General features: G+C 66.9%; 10 protein-coding genes and 1 pseudogene. 7 read left to right on the top strand and 4 right to left on the bottom strand.

Annotated features, from left to right (window positions below; all coding sequences use genetic code 11):
* Window positions 1–5 precede the first annotated feature (5 nt).
* A pseudogene (locus N4264_RS20365) lies at window positions 6–1385 on the bottom strand (cryptochrome/photolyase family protein); the annotation flags it as partial.
* Between the two features lie 167 nt (window positions 1386–1552).
* Here N4264_RS20365 and N4264_RS20370 point away from each other — a divergent pair.
* Together N4264_RS20370 and pbpC are read left to right on the top strand one after the other, a co-directional pair.
* On the top strand, window positions 1553–6505 hold the full coding sequence (locus N4264_RS20370) for an alpha-2-macroglobulin family protein (protein WP_261694061.1): 4953 nt from the start codon (window positions 1553–1555) through the stop codon (window positions 6503–6505).
* Between the two features lie 32 nt (window positions 6506–6537).
* Window positions 6538–8871: a penicillin-binding protein 1C gene (pbpC, locus tag N4264_RS20375; protein ID WP_261697668.1), complete on the top strand. Its 2334-nt coding sequence runs from the start codon at window positions 6538–6540 to the stop codon at window positions 8869–8871.
* 3 nt (window positions 8872–8874) lie between these two features.
* Here pbpC and N4264_RS20380 read toward each other — a convergent pair whose 3' ends face one another.
* The 3 genes from N4264_RS20380 to N4264_RS20390 are packed head-to-tail and all read right to left on the bottom strand — an operon-like array spanning window position 8875 to window position 11265.
* Complete coding sequence (locus tag N4264_RS20380) at window positions 8875–9192, bottom strand: DUF6587 family protein (protein ID WP_261694062.1); 318 nt, start codon at window positions 9190–9192, stop codon at window positions 8875–8877.
* Complete coding sequence (gene feoB, locus N4264_RS20385) at window positions 9189–11018, bottom strand: ferrous iron transport protein B (RefSeq protein WP_261694063.1); 1830 nt, start codon at window positions 11016–11018, stop codon at window positions 9189–9191. The genes N4264_RS20380 and feoB overlap by 4 nt, the downstream gene beginning before the upstream one ends.
* Window positions 11019–11022: 4 nt before the next feature.
* Window positions 11023–11265, bottom strand: coding sequence for a FeoA family protein (locus N4264_RS20390; protein ID WP_261694064.1), 243 nt, complete (start codon window positions 11263–11265; stop codon window positions 11023–11025).
* 204 nt (window positions 11266–11469) lie between these two features.
* On the opposite strand from N4264_RS20390, the gene N4264_RS20395 reads away from it, so the two are divergent.
* The 5 genes from N4264_RS20395 (at window position 11470) to N4264_RS20415 (ending at window position 16321) form a co-directional block, all read left to right on the top strand.
* Complete coding sequence (locus N4264_RS20395; RefSeq protein ID WP_261694065.1) at window positions 11470–12264, top strand: enoyl-CoA hydratase/isomerase family protein; 795 nt, start codon at window positions 11470–11472, stop codon at window positions 12262–12264.
* A 1-nt stretch (window position 12265) separates the two neighbouring features.
* Complete coding sequence (locus N4264_RS20400) at window positions 12266–12655, top strand: VOC family protein (protein WP_261694066.1); 390 nt, start codon at window positions 12266–12268, stop codon at window positions 12653–12655.
* A 77-nt stretch (window positions 12656–12732) separates the two neighbouring features.
* Window positions 12733–14739 carry an acetyl-CoA carboxylase biotin carboxylase subunit gene (locus tag N4264_RS20405; RefSeq protein ID WP_261697669.1) on the top strand — a complete coding sequence of 669 codons (2007 nt, stop codon included), beginning with the start codon at window positions 12733–12735 and terminating at the stop codon, window positions 14737–14739.
* Window positions 14736–15428, top strand: coding sequence for a hypothetical protein (locus N4264_RS20410; protein WP_261694067.1), 693 nt, complete (start codon window positions 14736–14738; stop codon window positions 15426–15428). The genes N4264_RS20405 and N4264_RS20410 overlap by 4 nt, the downstream gene beginning before the upstream one ends.
* A 5-nt stretch (window positions 15429–15433) precedes the next feature.
* Entirely contained in the window at window positions 15434–16321 is an 888-nt protein-coding gene (locus N4264_RS20415; protein WP_261697670.1) for a hydroxymethylglutaryl-CoA lyase, read from the top strand.
* Window positions 16322–16380 lie beyond the last annotated feature (59 nt).

Raw genomic sequence — 16380 nt, forward strand, 5'->3', positions numbered from 1 at the left:
GCCAGCATTGCGTCCGCACGGGAATGCGCAAGGTCCACGATGGGCGCGGGATAGTCCGCACGGTTTCCCGCCAGCCAGGGCTGGTGAATGTGCGACACGGGCAGGCCGGCCAGTTCCGGTACCCAGCGACGCACGTACGCGCCCTCGGGATCGAAACGCTCTCCCTGGGCCACGGGATTGAAGATGCGGAAATACGGCGCGGCGTCGGCACCAGTGCCGGCGGTCCATTGCCAGCCCTGCGTGTTGTTGGCGAGATCCGCGTCGACCAGGGTGTCCCAGAACCAGCGCGCGCCGTGCAACCAGTGGTAACGCAGGTTCTTGGTGAGAAAGCTGGCCACCAGCATGCGCACGCGGTTGTGCATCCATCCGGTGTGCCGCAGCTGGCGCATACCAGCGTCGATGATGGGATAGCCGGTGAATCCTCGCTGCCACGCTTTCAATAGCGACGGGTCCGGTACAGCCCAGTCGAAGTGATCGAACTGGCGGTTGAGGTTGGCCGAGGCGGTGTCCGGGAAGTGGAACAGCAGATAGCGGGAGAACTCCCGCCACCCGAGTTCGCGGACAAAGCTCTCGACATCCTCCGCGCGCGGAGACGCTGTTTCCAGCCGCGCCATCTGCAGCGCCCAGACCACCTGCGCCGGCGCTATTTCACCAAAATGCAGATGTGGCGAAAGCGCCGATGTACCGCGCTCCGCCGGATGATCGCGATGGGCCTGGTAGCCCGCGACAGGGCCTGCCACGAAACAGGCCAGGGCACGCTGTGCGCCGGTCTCGCCGGGCGACCAGGTCGTGCGCAGGCCCTGGTCCCAGGCTACCCGCGGCATCAGGCGCAGCTGGTCGAGGGCGAGTCCGGCGTGGTGGGGCATTCCCGGTATCCGCTGCGGCGCGACCCAGGGGGCACGCGGCTGGACCAACGGCCGCGCCTTGCGCCAGTACGGCGTGAACACGCGGTACGGCTCGCCCTGCCCGTTATGAAGCTCCCAGGGCTCGTTCAGCAGCGCGCCATTGAAACTGCGCACGTCAATGCCGTCCTGCGCGAGCGCCTGCTTGATGCGCGTGTCGCGCGCGACGGCCGCCGGTTCGTACAACCGGTTCCAGTAGACGGCCACGGCCGAGGTCGCCTTGATCTGCTCCCGCAGCGCGCGCAGGCTGGCGCCGCGGGCGAGCACCAGGGGCGCGCCGCGGCGCGCCAGGTCCTCTCCCAACGCCGCCAACGATCCGTGCAGCCACCAGCGACTCGCCGCCCCCGGCGCCCAGTCACCCTCCTCGCCAGGCGCGTGGATATACACGGGCACGACACGGGTATGCCACGACAACGCCCATTCGAGCGCCGGATTGGCGTTGACGCGAAGATCGCGCCGGAACCAGACGATAGCCGTGCTCACGCGGACTCTTTCCGTTCAGGGCCTGGCGAACCTTAACCCAGTTCACACCGGCGGCGTCGATCGGTGCACAGCCCGGAAATTCTGCCCGGCAATTGCCCGACGACGCCCGCGGCCGGCCACGGGTCATTCGTATACTCGCCGCGCCCCCACCCACCAGGTGCTCTCGTATGTACCGCGCGGCCCGAGCGTTTGCCCCACGCTCCCTGTCGATTCTCACCCTGCTTGCTGCCACTGTCCTCACGCTCGGTGGATGCGGTTCACCGCCGTCGGCACCGCCCGCGCCAGCGGTCTCCACCGGAACCACCAGCGTCGCTGAGACCCGGCCGGCAACACCATCGGAATTCACGGTTGCGTCGGCCCATGCCAAGCCCTACAACGGCCAGCTGGCGATCGTGCTGGAATTCTCCCAGCCGCTGGCCGGCGCCCTGGCTTTCGATCAGCTGATCAGCGTCAAGGACGCCAAGGGCGGCGTTGTCAGCGGCGCCTGGTCGCTGGATGAGGACGGCACCACGCTGCGCTTTCCGTACGTCAAGGCCAACGAAACCTACTCGGTGACCTTTACCGGCGAGATCGCCGCCGCCGGCGGCAGCACCCTGCCGGCGAACTTCCGCCGCGACATATTCACCGGACCGCTGGAACCGGCGGTCGCCTTCGCATCACAGGGTCACGTATTGCCGGCACGCGATACACGCGGCCTGCCGCTGGTGTCGGTCAATGTGCGCGAAGTCGACGTGGAGTTCTTCCGCGTCCGCGAGAAGGAACTGAGCCAGTTCTTCGCCTCTTTCCAGGGCAATGGGCGCCGCTACGACTACCAGCTGGACTCGGACTACCACTACAGCGGCCGCACGCCGCTCACCGCTATCGCCGACTCGGTCTACGCCAATCGCTTCACGGTGTCAGGCAAGGAGAACGAACGCGCGGTCACCTACCTGCCGATCCAGGATCTTCCGGAACTGAGCGTGCCGGGCGTGTATTTCGCCGTGCTCAAGCGCGCGGGGCGCTTCAAGGACGCCTGGGAGACCTGCTACTTCTTTGTGAGCGATATCGGCTTGCACACGCGTGTCTACAAGGAGCAACTGTTCGTTCACACCGCCTCGCTCAAAAGCGGCGTCGCGACCTCTGGCGTCGACATTGACATCCTCGACAAGAAGGGCGAGACCATCGTCAGCGCCAGGACTGACGACGACGGCAATGCGCTGATTCCGTACAAGCTCGACGCCAGCCACGTGGTGGTCGCGCGCCACGGACGCGACATTTCCCTGCTGCCGATGAACCAACCGGCGCTGGATCTTTCCGACTTCGTCGTCGCCGGCCGCAAGCAGACCTGGTTCGACGTGTTCGCCTGGTCCGGTCGCGACCTGTATCGCCCGGGCGAAACCTTGCGGCTGTCGGCACTGCTGCGCGACTTCGACGGCAAGCCGATTGATCCGCAGCCCTTGTTCCTGACGCTCAAGCAACCGGATGGCAAGACCTGGGCGCAGGCCAGGCTCGAGCCACGGGACCTGGGACTGGTGGAATGGTCATACGAGCTGCCCGCGGATGTACCGACGGGCCGCTGGCAGGTGGAATTCCGCGTCGACCCGGCGGCCAAGGAAGCCAGCCAGGCCATCACCTTCCGCGTGGAGGAATTCCTGCCCGAACGCCTGAAACTGGCCCTGGATTCCACCGCGGCGCGGCTGCGTCCCGGCGAGGCTTTGCCGCTGTCCGTCGAAGGCGACTATCTCTACGGCGCGCCGGCCAGTGGCAATCGATTCACGGCCCGGCTGACGCTGGCCAACGAGACCCATCCCGTGGAGAAGCTCAAGGATTATCACTTCGGCGATCCCACGCTGGAGCTGCCCAAGGGCGCCAAGGATGTGATCGACCAGGCACTGGACAACGACGGCAAGCTCACCGCCAGCGTACCCCTGGCGGCCGCCGCGCTGCCAGCGGCGCCGATCAGCGCCATCATTTCAGGCAGCGTCTACGAAAGTGGCGGACGCACCGTCACGCGCACGCTCAAACGCACGCAATGGCCGGCCGACACGCTGGTCGGCGTGCATCCCTTGTTCGACCTGAAGGACGGCGCGCCCGCCAACGGCAGCGCCGGCTTCCAGATCGTGCGCAGCGATGCGGAAGGACAGCTCGCCGCCGGCACCGTCAAGGTGACGCTGGTTCGCGAAGAGCGCGACTATCACTGGAACTACGATCGCGACAGCGGCTGGCGATTTGATTTCACGCGCCACTACATGGCCGGCGACACCCGCGAAGTGACGCTGGACGCCGGACAGGCCGGCAAGATCGAGTTCCCGGTGACCTGGGGCAACTACCGCCTCGAAGTGCTCGATCCCGCCACGGGACTGACCATGCGGTTCCCGTTCGTTGCCGGCTGGAGCTACGACAACGACAACGCCGGCAAGGAGGCACGTCCGGACAAGGTCAAGCTGGCACTGGACAAATCGCAGTACCGCGCCGGCGATACGCTCAAGGTCACCGTCACACCGCCCCAGGGAGCAACGGGCATCCTGCTGGTGGAAAGTGACCGCCTGCTGCTGGCCAGGACGATCCAGGTGAAAGATCGCGCCGAGTTCGAACTGCCGGTCACAGCGGACTGGGAACGTCACGACGTCTACATCAGCACCATTCTCCTGCGCGGCGGCTCGGCCAGTTCGAAGGTGACACCGGCGCGCGCGGTGGGCGTGGTGCACGTGCCGATGGACCGCGGCGATCGCAAGGTGGCGGTAACGGTCACCGCACCCGAATCGATGAAGCCCGAGACGGACATGGCCGTCACGGTCAAGGCGCCGGCCCTGGCAGGACAGAAGGCCTACGTCACGGTCAGCGCCGTGGACGTGGGCATTCTCAACATCACCCAGTTTCCGCTGCCGGACGCAACAGCGTGGTTCTTCGGCCAGCGCCGTCTTGGTGTGGACGCCTACGACCTCTACGGCCGCGTCATCGAAAGTTTCGAGGGCAGCACTGCACGCCTGCGTTACGGCGGCGACCTGTTGCTGTCGGCCCTGCCGCAGGCGCGCCGCCCGACCGCAAAAGTGAAAACCGTCGATTTGTATTCCGGCCCGGTGCAGCTCGATGCCCAGGGTACCGCAGAGGTCACGCTCGCCGTACCGGATTTCAACGGCACGCTGCGCGTCGCCACGCTGGTGTTCGGCGCCGACCGGTACGGCAACGCCCAGGCGGAGACGATCGTGCGCGCACCGTTGGTGGCGGAAGTCTCGTCGCCGCGCGCGCTCGCACCGGGCGACAAGGCCGTACTGACCCTGGATGTCACCAATTTCTCGGGTATCGCGCAGGATGTCGACTTGCGCGTCGAAGCTACCGCGCCGCTGCGTGTCGACAATGGCCGTCGTGCGATCCGACTCGACGACGGCGCGAAATCAACCGCGCAGTTCCCGCTGTCGGCCGGTGAAGGCAACGGCATCGGCCATTTCCGGCTGGTGGCGAAAGCGGGCGACATCCGTATCGAGCGAGACTATGAAATCGCGATCCGTCCGGCCTGGCCGTCGGTGGTGCTGTCCACGCCGCGGGCGCTGGAAACGGCCACTCCCATCTCGCTCGGAGAAGGCAGCTACGCAGGCCTGATGCCCAGCACGGTGGCAGCCAGCATCAGCGTCAGCCGCCTGCCACCCCTGCCGTTTGCCAGCGCCATGCGCCACCTGCTGGACTATGCCTACGGCTGTATCGAGCAGACGACGAGCAAGGCGTATGGCCTGCTTGCGCTGGACGAGGCACACGCGAAGATCCTCGGCCTCGCACCGGTGCCGGAAGCGGCCCGTCGCGACCGTATCGCCAGGGCCATCAGCCGCATTTCGTCCATGCAGATTCCCTCGGGGCACTTCTCCATGTGGGGCGGTGACAGTCACGTCAACGAGATGCTGACGCCCTACGTCACGGAGTTCCTGCTCGACGCGCGCGACAGTGGTTTTGCGGTGCCGGAGGAGATGCTGCAACGCTCCCTCAAGCGCCTCAATGACGATCTGCTTTCCGGCGGGCATCCCTACTATTCCTATGATCATCCCGATCACCTGCGGTTCGCCGACCAGGCCTGGTCCGCCTACGTGCTCGCCCGGGTACAACGGGCGCCGCTGGGCACATTACGCACGCTGTTCGACAACGAACGCCAGAAATCCATTACCGCCCTGCCGCTGGTGCACCTGGGCATAGCGCTGACGCTGCAAGGCGACAAGGTCCGCGGCGAAAAGGCCATCGCCGAGGCTTTTGCCAAGAAAGTGGAACGGCCAGCCTGGCTCGGTGACTACGGTTCCGACCTGCGCGATACCGCGCTGATGGTGGCATTGCTGCACCAGTTCGACCTGGCAACTCCGGAACACGCTGCGCGCGTTGTCCAGCTGGGCCGCGAGCTGGTGGCCCGACGCCAGGAGAAGACGGACAAGCACGCCGCCCGCATCTGGCTGAGCACCCAGGACCAGGTTGCCATCGCCCGTCTCGGCAAGCAGCTCGTCGCCGGCAACACCGCCGCGATCGAAGGCAAGCTCGTCATCGGCGGCACGACGACGCCACTCGTCTCACCGGCCTTGTGGACGCGCACCTTCACGCCGGCAGAGATCGCCTCTGGCGTGCGCATCGAACCGGCCGGCGAGGGGCCGTTCTATGTCTCCGAGGACGTCGCCGGCATTCCCAACCAGGCGCCACCGCCCGATGAGAACGCCGTCTTCATCCGCCGTCGCTGGTACACCCTTGATGGCGCCGAATGGAAAGGCACCTCGCTCAAGGAAGGCGAAGGACTGATCGTCGGCATCCAGCTGGAAGCACGCCAGGCAATGAAAGACGCCCTGCTGGTCGATTTGCTGCCGGCCGGCCTGGAACTGGAGAATTTCAATCTCACCGACTCCAGGCAGTGGGCCGACGTCGTGGTCAACGGCGTGCAGGTGGCCGAACGGGCGTATGCCGCCGACGTGACGCACGAGGAATTCCGCGACGACCGCTATGTCGCTGCGCTCAGCCTTCAGAAGGGCCAGAAGGCGAACGTGTTCTACCTCGTCCGCGCGGTGTCGCCGGGCACCTTTGTCGTTCCGCCGACATCGGTGGAAGACATGTACCGCCCGCAACTGCGCGCGATCGGTGAAAGCGTTCCGGCGACCATCGAGGTACGCGAGCCGTGAGCCATCCGGTCCGGCAACGACGCGCCGCGGCGATGCGCCGATGGGCGCGTCGCATGGTGGCGTGCACAGCCGGCGTCCTGCTGCTGGCCGTGGTGCTGGACCGGGTATTTCCCCTGCCCTTGCCGGATCCGACCACCGGCAGCACCGTGGTGCTGGCGCGCGACGGCACGCCGTTGCGCGCCTTTCCGGACGAGAGCGGCCTCTGGCGCTATCCGGTCACGCCGGAGGACGTTTCGCCGCTCTACCTGGATGCCTTGCTCACCTACGAGGACCGCTGGTTCCATCACCACCCGGGCGTGAACCCGGGATCGATGCTGCGGGCGGTGGGCCAGGCAATCTGGCACCGGCGCACGATTTCCGGCGGCTCGACGCTGTCGATGCAGGTGGCACGGATTCTCGAGCCGCATTCGCGCACGCCGTGGGGGAAAGTGCACCAGATGCTGCGCGCCCTGCAATTGGAGGCCCACCTGGACAAACGCCAGATCCTGGGCCTGTACCTGACCTACGCGCCGTTTGGCGGGACCATCCAGGGTGTGGAAGCGGCCTCCTGGGCCTACCTGGGAAAGTCGGCACGGCACCTGAGTCATGCGGAAGCGGCCCTGCTTGCCGTGCTGCCGCAATCGCCCAGCCGCCTGCGTCCCGACCGCCATGCCGCGCGCGCCCAGGTCGCCCGTGACAAGGTGCTGCGGCGCATGGCAACGCTCGGACGCTGGAGCGAAGCCGTCACGCGCGACGCCATGCTGGAAAATGTCGCTGCTCGCGCCCTGGAGCCTCCGATGCAGGCGGCGCTGCTCGCCGAACGCCTGGCGCAGGCAGCGCCGCAACGCCGCGTCATTGCCACGACCATCGATCGCGAATTGCAGGCGGCGATGGAGACGCGGGTGAGCACCTACCTGGGCCGACTACCGGAACGCACCTCGGCCGCCGTGCTGGTCGTGGATAATTCCACGTTGGAAACCCTGGCTTATGTCGGGTCCGGCGCGTTCGGCGACCCGACGCGGCTGGGTCACGTGGACATGATCCAGGCCGTGCGGTCGCCCGGATCCACGCTCAAGCCTTTCCTCTACGCGCTGGCCATCGAAGACGGCCTGATTCACTCCGAGAGCCTGTTGATCGACGCGCCGCAGGCCTTCGGGGATTACCGCCCCGGCAATTTCGACCTGGCGTTCAACGGCCCGGTGGCTGCCGCCGACGCGCTGCGCCTGTCGCTGAACGTGCCCGCAGTCGACCTGCTGGATCGCGTCGGTCCAAGCCGGTTTGCGGCGCGCCTGTCGCATGCCGGGGCGAATCTCCAGTTTCCCCGTGGTGCTGATCCGAACCTTGCGCTGATCCTGGGCGGAACCGGCACCCGCCTGGAAGATCTGGTGGGCGCCTACGCTGCGTTCAACCGCCGCGGCCTGGCCGGGGCAGTGCGCTACACAATAGATACGCCGCTCGTCGAACGACGCCTGATGGACGAAGGCGCCGCGTGGATCGTGCGCGACATCCTCGAAGCCAACGGTCAGCCGGGCGTTCAGCGGGAAACCTTCGACCCGGGCCGGCGCGCACGCATGGCCTGGAAAACCGGCACCAGCTTCGGCTACCGCGATGCATGGGCGATCGGTTCCACCCGGGCCTACACGGTTGGCGTATGGATCGGACGTCCCGACGGCACGCCCATGCCCGGCCAGTACGGCGCTATCACGGCCCTTCCGCTGCTGCTCCAGGCGAATGACAGCCTGCCGCGTCGCGCCGCGGATGCAACGCCGCCCGTGCCGCCGCCGAACGTGGCGCAGGTCGACATCTGCTGGCCGCTGGGCCTGCCGCTGGACCCGGCCAGGCCGCAGCTGTGCCACAAGAAGCGCACCGCCTGGATCCTCGACGGCGCGACGCCGCCCACGCTGCCGGAACGCGACGCCGCGCAGTGGTCATCCCCGCTGCTGAACGTGCGGGTCGATGCGCGGACCAACCAGCGCCTGACGGGCGATTGCCGCGCGCCCCGGGAGACACTGCGAGCGATTGCGCGCTGGCCCGCACTGGCACAGCCGTGGCTCGATGCGGATCTGCGTCGCCGTTCGTCCCTGCCACCGCGACGTGCCGGTTGCGTCGACGACGGTCTCGAACAGACGCTCAGCCTACGTATCGACGGGGTTCGCGATGGCGCCACGCTGATGCGCGCACCGGGCAGTGCAACCGCACCGCGGCTCGCCCTGCGTGCCCTGGGTGTGCAGGGACGGGTGCGCTGGCTGGTGGACGGACGGCTGGCCGCCGACCTGGATTCGGCCAAACCCTTTGAGCACGAATACACCGCGAGCGGCGAACACACGGTGACGGCGCTCGCCGCCGGCGGCAGCTACGCCCGCGTGGACTTTCTGGTCAGCCAGTAGCGATCACCGCAACGGGCGTGGCGGTGCCAGCGGCATGACGGCGACGTCCTGGGCAGGTACCGACGTCGTCGGGCAGGCGCCACAACGGCTGCATCCGCCCGAGCTGCCGCAGGCGCCGCCCACTGCCGCGGGAATCGCCTGGCGCAGGCCGTGGCCGGCGCGGCGCACGACGGCCAGCGACGACCGCTCCAGCGGCCGGCTCAGCATCGCCAGCAACCGTCCAAACACGGATGGTGCCAGCCGGCGCAGCGTCGAGACCGCGCTGACGCCAACCACCACGGCGATGATGACGTATTGCACCATCAGGCCAGTCTCGCTCATGTCAGTGCCCGGGTGATCTGGAAAGTCAGGAACGCGGCGAAATAGGCCAGCGCGAAAAGATAGCCCGCGGCAAGCCAGACGTTGCGCCAGGAATTGGTTTCGCGCCGGATCGTCGCCAGGGTGGACAGGCACTGCGGCGCAAACACATACCACGCCAGCAGGGACAGTGCCGTGGCCAGCGACCACTGCGTCGCAATCACCGGCCCCAGCTGCTGGGCAATCGTGTCATCAGTACCGGACATCGCGTACACCGTGCCGAGTGCCGACACCGCCACCTCGCGCGCGGCCAGGCCGGGGATCAGCGCAATGCAGATCTGCCAGTTGAATCCGATCGGTGCGAACACGTATTCCAGGGCGCGGCCGATGCGGCCGGCCAGGCTGTAGTCGATGGCAGGCCCCGTCGCCCCTTCGGGCGGCGCGGGGAAAGTCGACAGGAACCACAGCAATACGGTAAGCGCCAGGATGATCGTTCCCACGCGCTTGACGAAGATCCCGGTGCGCTCCCACAAACCCAGCAGCAGGTCGCGCGGATGCGGCAACCGGTAGGACGGCAGTTCCATGATCAGCGCGTGCTCGCTGCGATCGCGACGCAGTCGCTTCATCACCCAGGCCACGGCCAGCGCACCGGCGATGCCCGCCACATAGAGCGCGAACAGCACCACGCCCTGCAGGTTGAAGATGCCCCACACCGTGCGCTGGGGAATGAACGCGGCGATCAGCAAGGTATAGACCGGAAGGCGCGCCGAGCAGGTCATCAGCGGCGCCACCAGGATGGTGGTCAGGCGGTCACGCGGGTCCTGGATACTGCGGGTGGCCATGATGCCGGGAATGGCGCAGGCAAAACTCGACAGCAGCGGGATGAAGGAACGGCCACTCAATCCCACCTTGAACATCAGGCGGTCGAGCAGGAAGGCGGCGCGCGGCAGATAGCCGGATTCTTCCAACGCGAGGATGAAAAAGAACAGGATCAGGATCTGGGGCAGGAACACGAGTACCGCGCCCAGTCCGGCGAACAGGCCGTCGTTGATCAGGCTGTGCAAAGGCCCTTGCGGCAGCGCTGAAGACGACCAGGCACCCAGCGCCTTGATGCCCCCTTCGATGCCTTCCATGAGCGGCTCGGCCCAGGAAAAAACACTCTGGAAGATCAGGAACATCAGCACGGCCAGGATCATCAGCCCCCAGGCGGGATGCAGCACGACGCGGTCGATCGCGTCATCGAACACAGCGGTTCGCCGCGGCATCGTCACCGCCTGCGACAGCAGCTGGCGGACCTGGGCGTGCGGATCACCTGCCGCTGCCTCGCCAGGTGCGGGTGCGGAAACATCCAGGTCCAGCCGCTCGATCAACGGACGCGCGCCACCGCGGCGCACGGCGACCGTTTCGATCACCGGCACGCCCAGCTCGCGCTCGAGTGCCGCGACGTCAATCCGGATACCTCGACGCTGCGCCGCATCGACCATGTTGAGCGCCACTACCATCGGCAGGCCCAGGGCGCGCACTTCGAGCACGAACCGCAGATGCAGGCGCAGGTTGGTCGCATCAGCGACGCAGACCAGGAGATCCGGGCGCGATTCACCCGGGAAGACGCCCAGGCAGATGTCGCGGGTGATGGCTTCGTCGGGGCTGGTGGCGTCCAGGCTGTAGGTGCCCGGCAGGTCGAGCAGCTCGACGCTGCGGCCCGACGGCGCCACGTAACGGCCCTGCTTGCGCTCGACCGTCACGCCGGCGTAGTTGGCGACCTTCTGGCGGCTGCCGGTCAGGAGATTGAACAGCGCGGTCTTGCCGCAGTTGGGATTGCCGACCAGTGCGATACGCAAGGCTGTCATGGGATCACACCGCCGCGGGAGCCAGGAAGACACGGGCGGCCTCGGTCAGCCGCAACGCGAAACGGGTGAATCCGACCTGCACCAGCAGCGGGTCGCCACCGACCGGGCCGCGCGCCACCAGGCGCACTTCCTCGCCGGCCACGAAGCCCAGGTCGCGCAGGCGCCGCGCGATCGGATCGGCCGGCGAAGCATCCTCGACATGCCGCACAGTGGCGCTGGCACCAAGACTGAGTTCCGACAGGCGCACGGTCGATCCGGCCTTAAATAAGAATGGTTCTCGATTATATCCGCATTTGAGGCTGGAAAGCGGTGGTGCGCGGCATTGCGCCCTTGCCGGAGCGTCGGCCGGCGCTTCAGCCACCGGCGAGCCACGGCACGGGCGACGCGCTGGCGTCTTGCCTCCACCCGCCGCGCGGCCGCAGTTATCATGCGGGTTTGCCGGAGGTTCCTGATGAGCCCATCCATTGTCGTCAGCCGGCGCGGCCACGTGGCGGAAATCCGCCTGGCGCGTCCCGCCGTCCACAACGCCTTTGACGAACACCTGATCGCCCAGCTCACCGAGGCCCTGGCCGCCGTCGACGGGGATCCGGAAATCCGCATCGTGGTTCTGACGGGCGAAGGCGCGTCGTTCTCCGCCGGCGCCGACCTGCAATGGATGCGTTCCATGGCCGGCGCCGACGAGGCGGAGAATCGCGCCGACTCGCAGCGCCTGGCCGCGCTGATGCGCACGCTGAACTACCTGTCCAAGCCGACCATCGCGCGGGTCAACGGCGCCGCCTACGGCGGCGGCGTCGGCCTGATCGCCTGCTGCGACATCGCGGTCGGTGTGGAAGGGGCCAAGTTCTCGCTGTCGGAAGTGAAACTGGGCCTGGTACCCGCCGTCATCTCACCCTATGTCGTGGCGGCCATCGGCGCCCGTCAGGCACGGCGCTGGTTCGTCACCGGCGAGGTGTTTGACGCCGCGCAGGCGCAGCGTCTGGGCCTGCTGCATGAAGTGGTCAAGCCCGAGGCCCTGGATGAAGCCGTTGACCGCCTGGTTCACTGGCTGGGCAAGGGCGGTCCGCGCGCCCAGGCGGAAGCCAAGGCGCTGGCCCTGCGCATCGGCGGGATGCAGTCGGAAGAACAGCAGGCCACCGATCTGGAAAATGCCGCGCTGATCGCGCGGCTGCGCGTATCCGCCGAAGGCCAGCATGGTCTTTCGGCGTTTTTGGAAAAACGGGCCCCGGACTGGGCCAAGGAGAACTGACATGCTCGACCACATTGGTTTCAAGGTTGCCGACTTTGCAAAGAGCCGCGCGTTCTACACCCGCGTGCTGGCCACGCTCGGCTACGGCGAAGTGCTGGATGTCACGCCGGAGATGACCGGCACGGATACACACCATCTGGGCTATGGCAAGGATGGCAACCCGACGTTCTGGATCAGCACCGGCAATACGCCGCCGACCGGCCTGCACGTCGCCTTCGTCGCGCCGAACCGCGCCGCCATCGACGCCTTCCATCGTGAAGCGCTCGCCGCCGGCGCCACCGACAACGGTGGTCCGGGACTGCGCCCGCACTATCACCCGACCTACTACGCCGCCTTTGTTCTGGATCCGGATGGCGTGAACATCGAAGCCGTCTGCCACGCGCCAGAATAAGCGGACAAGTGGCCAGCGCACCGCCGCCGCCGCGCGGCGGCCTCCATGGATCAGCAGGAAGGCGAATAATGCAGGGTTTGTTCAAAAAGGTACTGATCGCCAATCGCGGCGAGATCGCCTGCCGGGTCATCCGCACGTGTCGCCGGCTGGGCATCGGCACCGTGGCCGTCTATTCCGAAGCGGATGCGACGGCGCAGCATGTCCGCCAGGCCGACGAGGCCTGGCCGATCGGCGGAAGCCGCCCGGCGGAATCGTATCTGTGCGGCGACAAGATCCTCGCGGTCGCCAAGGCCAGCGGTGCGCAGGCCATCCATCCGGGCTACGGTTTTCTATCCGAGAACGCCGATTTTGCCGAAGCGGTGGAAGCCGCCGGGCTGACCTTCATCGGCCCCAGCGGCGCATCCATGCGCAAGATGGGGTCCAAGGCCGGCGCGAAGATCCTGATGCAGCAGCATGGTGTTCCGGTCGTCCCCGGCTATACGGGCGAGGACCAGGACCCGGCCCTGCTGGCGCGCGAGGCCGAACGCATCGGCTTTCCGCTCATGATCAAGGCCGCGCACGGTGGCGGCGGCAAAGGCATGCGCATCGTGCGCCATGCGGGCGAGTTCGCCGCGAACCTGGAATCCTGCCAGCGCGAAGCGCGCAACGCCTTCGGCCGCGACCGCGTCCTGCTGGAGCGCTATGTGGAGAAACCGCGCCACATCGAATTCCAGGTTTTCGGCGACCGCAGCGGCAATATCATCCATTTGAACGAGCGCGAATGCTCGGCGCAGCGCCGCTACCAGAAAGTGCTGGAAGAAGCGCCCTCGCCCTTCGTCACGCCCGAGCTGCGGACACGCATGGGTGATGCCGCGATCGCGGCGGCCCGGGCAATCGACTACGCCAACGCCGGTACTGTCGAGTTCATCGTGGGACAAGGCGGCGATTTCTACTTCATGGAAATCAATACGCGCCTGCAGGTCGAGCACCCGGTCACCGAGCTGACCCTGAATCTTGATCTGGTCGAACTGCAGCTGCGCGTGGCCGCCGGCGAACCGCTGCCGGCCTCGCTGATCCGCAACAAGTCGGTACCGGCGGATGGTCACGCCATCGAACTGCGCCTGTACGCGGAAGATCCCTCGCAGAATTTCCTGCCCGGCTCGGGCCGCCTGACCCGCCTACGCCTGCCCGAGCCCTCGCGTCACGTGCGCATCGACGGCGGCGTGATCGAAGGCGACACGGTCACGATCTTCTACGATCCGATGATCGCCAAGCTGATCGTCTGGGACCGCACGCGCGCCGACGCGCTGCAGCGCATGCGCGAAGCGCTGGCATCGACGCAGATCACGGGGCCCAAGTCCAACGTGGAATTCCTCGAACGCCTGGTCCGGCATCCGGCCGTCACGGACGGCACCATCGATACGGGCTACCTGGACCGGCATCTGGACGAATTTCTGCCTCAACCGGGCGCGACGGATGCGCGCCTGCTGGCCGCCGCCGCGTCAATCGTGCTGCTGGACCAGGAGCGCAAGGCCACGGCCACACCGGGCGCAGCCGCGGACCCGCACTCCCCCTGGAACAGCGCCGATGGCTGGCGCCTGGGGCATCCGGGCAAGCGCGTGGTGGTGCTGGTCTGCGCCGGCGAAACCATTGAAATCGCTGCTCACGGCGCGGCTGGCCGCTACACTTTTGATATCGGCAGCACACGCCTGGAAGTACGCCATGCGCATTGGCAGGAATCGGCCTTCAGTGCCGAGATCGACGGCGCCGCGCAGCGCCTGCATGCCACGGCGGATGCGAACCAGGTCGTCCTGCACGACGGCACGACGCGCCACAGCTTCGAGCGCGTCCAGGCCTTCGCCTACACCGCCACGGGCGGCGGCGGCGGAGACCGGGTGGCCGCGCCGATGCCCGGCCGCATCGTGCTGACCAAGGTCAACGCGGGGGATGCGGTCATCGAAGGCCAGGAACTGATCATCATGGAAGCGATGAAGATGGAGATCGCCCTGCGCGCACCACGGGCCGGCGTGATTGCCGCCCTGCAGGCGCAGGCCGGTGATTTCGTCGATGCAGACGCCATATTGGTCCGACTGGAGGCTCAATGAACAGCTCACTCCGCCGACTGTCCGGCTCTGGCGCGCACTGGCTGGCCGCCTGCGCCGTCGCCGCGCTGGTGCTGACGGGTTGCAGCGAAACCCGTTTCGAAGCCCCCCTGGGCGACAACATCGAAAGCTGCGACACCCGCTGGAAAGGCCTGTGGGTGCCCGACGAGGAGCCCTCGCCCGACGGCAGTGACAACCAGGATATCAGCGCGTTCTACGTCGACCACGAGTGCCGTTTCCACGTGCTGGAACAGGCTGAACGGGGCGGGCCGCTCAAGCAGCTGCACGTGCCGGTCAACTATGTGCACGATCGCGGCAACGATTATCTCGTGGTCTCCGACGCGCAGCTCAAGGGCCTGGTCAACCTGCCCGCGCCGCATGGCATCAAGCCCACGCCGGAGAAATCCTTCTTCTTCGCCCAGTACAAGGTGCGTGGACAAACCCTGGAACTGTTCGACGTCGACAGCGAACGTGTCGCCAAGTTGATCATCGACGCCCGCTTCGAAGGCACGATCAACAAGACCGGCACCGACCTGCACGTCTACGTGCGCGGCAACCGCCAGCAGATGCTGGAAATCGTGCGCAACCACGCCATCTTCTCGACCAAGCCACTGGCGCTGCGCCGCAGTGAGCAGAGTGTCGAGGCCTTCGAGAAATCCATCCTGGCGCGCCAGCGCGGAGGACGCCGATGAGCGCGATGCCGCGGGCTGTGCGGATCGTCGAGGTAGGCCCGCGCGACGGCCTGCAGAACGAGAAAGCGATTGTTCCGGCCGCCACCAAGATCGAACTGATCAACCGGCTGTCGGATACGGGCCTGGTATCGATCGAAGCCACCAGCTTCGTCAGCCCCAAGTGGGTGCCCCAGCTGGCAGATGCGGCGGAGGTCTATTCGTCGATCCAGCGGCGTCCCGGCGTCAGCTATCCCGTACTGGTGCCCAACCTGCAGGGCTACGAGCGTGCCCGCGCCGTGTGCGTGGAGGAAGTCGCTGTCTTTGCCGCCGCGTCGGAAGCGTTCAGCCAGCGCAATATCAATGCCAGCATCGACGAATCGATCGAGCGCTTCCTGCCGGTGCTGGAACGTTCGCGCGAAGATCACGTCAAGGTGCGCGGCTACGTCTCCACCGTACTGGGCTGTCCCTACCAGGGCGAGGTGCCGATCGCCGATGTGGTACGTGTTGCCCGGCGGCTGTACGAAGCCGGCTGTTACGAGATCTCGCTGGGCGACACCATCGGCATGGGTACGCCGGTGAAGGCGCGCCAGATGCTGGCCGCCGTGGCTGACGTGGTACCGATCGATGCATTGGCCGTGCATTTCCACGATACCCGCGGGCAGGCGCTGGCGAACATCCTGGCCTGCCTGGAGCTGGGCGTGAGCGTGGTCGACGCGGCAGTCTCGGGGACGGGCGGCTGCCCCTATGCGAAGGGTGCTACGGGCAACGTGGCGAGCGAGGACGTCGTCTACATGCTGCATGGCATGGACATCGCCACGGGCGTTGATCTCGACCGGCTGATCGCCACCGGACGCTGGTTGAGCGAACAGCTCGGCCGGGAAACCAACAGCAAGGTTGCCCGCGCCGCTGCCTGAGGCCAGTGGCCGGTCCCACGCGGGTGCCGGCGCACTTCGGCCGCAGCCCTTGCGCGCCG

The sequence above is a fragment of the Tahibacter amnicola genome (genome assembly GCF_025398735.1).
Taxonomy (GTDB): Bacteria; Pseudomonadota; Gammaproteobacteria; order Xanthomonadales; family Rhodanobacteraceae; genus Tahibacter; species Tahibacter amnicola.

What these genes read in the sequence shown, in the direction of transcription:
- N4264_RS20395 (WP_261694065.1), top strand. Translation starts at nt 11,470, where the DNA reads ATGAGCCCATCCATTGTCGTCAGCCGGCGCGGCCACGTGGCGGAAATC.
- feoB (WP_261694063.1), bottom strand. Translation starts at nt 11,018, where the DNA reads ATGACAGCCTTGCGTATCGCACTGGTCGGCAATCCCAACTGCGGCAAG.
- N4264_RS20370 (WP_261694061.1), top strand. Translation starts at nt 1,553, where the DNA reads ATGTACCGCGCGGCCCGAGCGTTTGCCCCACGCTCCCTGTCGATTCTC.
- N4264_RS20400 (WP_261694066.1), top strand. Translation starts at nt 12,266, where the DNA reads ATGCTCGACCACATTGGTTTCAAGGTTGCCGACTTTGCAAAGAGCCGC.
- pbpC (WP_261697668.1), top strand. Translation starts at nt 6,538, where the DNA reads ATGCGCCGATGGGCGCGTCGCATGGTGGCGTGCACAGCCGGCGTCCTG.
- N4264_RS20410 (WP_261694067.1), top strand. Translation starts at nt 14,736, where the DNA reads ATGAACAGCTCACTCCGCCGACTGTCCGGCTCTGGCGCGCACTGGCTG.
- N4264_RS20415 (WP_261697670.1), top strand. Translation starts at nt 15,434, where the DNA reads ATGCCGCGGGCTGTGCGGATCGTCGAGGTAGGCCCGCGCGACGGCCTG.
- N4264_RS20380 (WP_261694062.1), bottom strand. Translation starts at nt 9,192, where the DNA reads ATGAGCGAGACTGGCCTGATGGTGCAATACGTCATCATCGCCGTGGTG.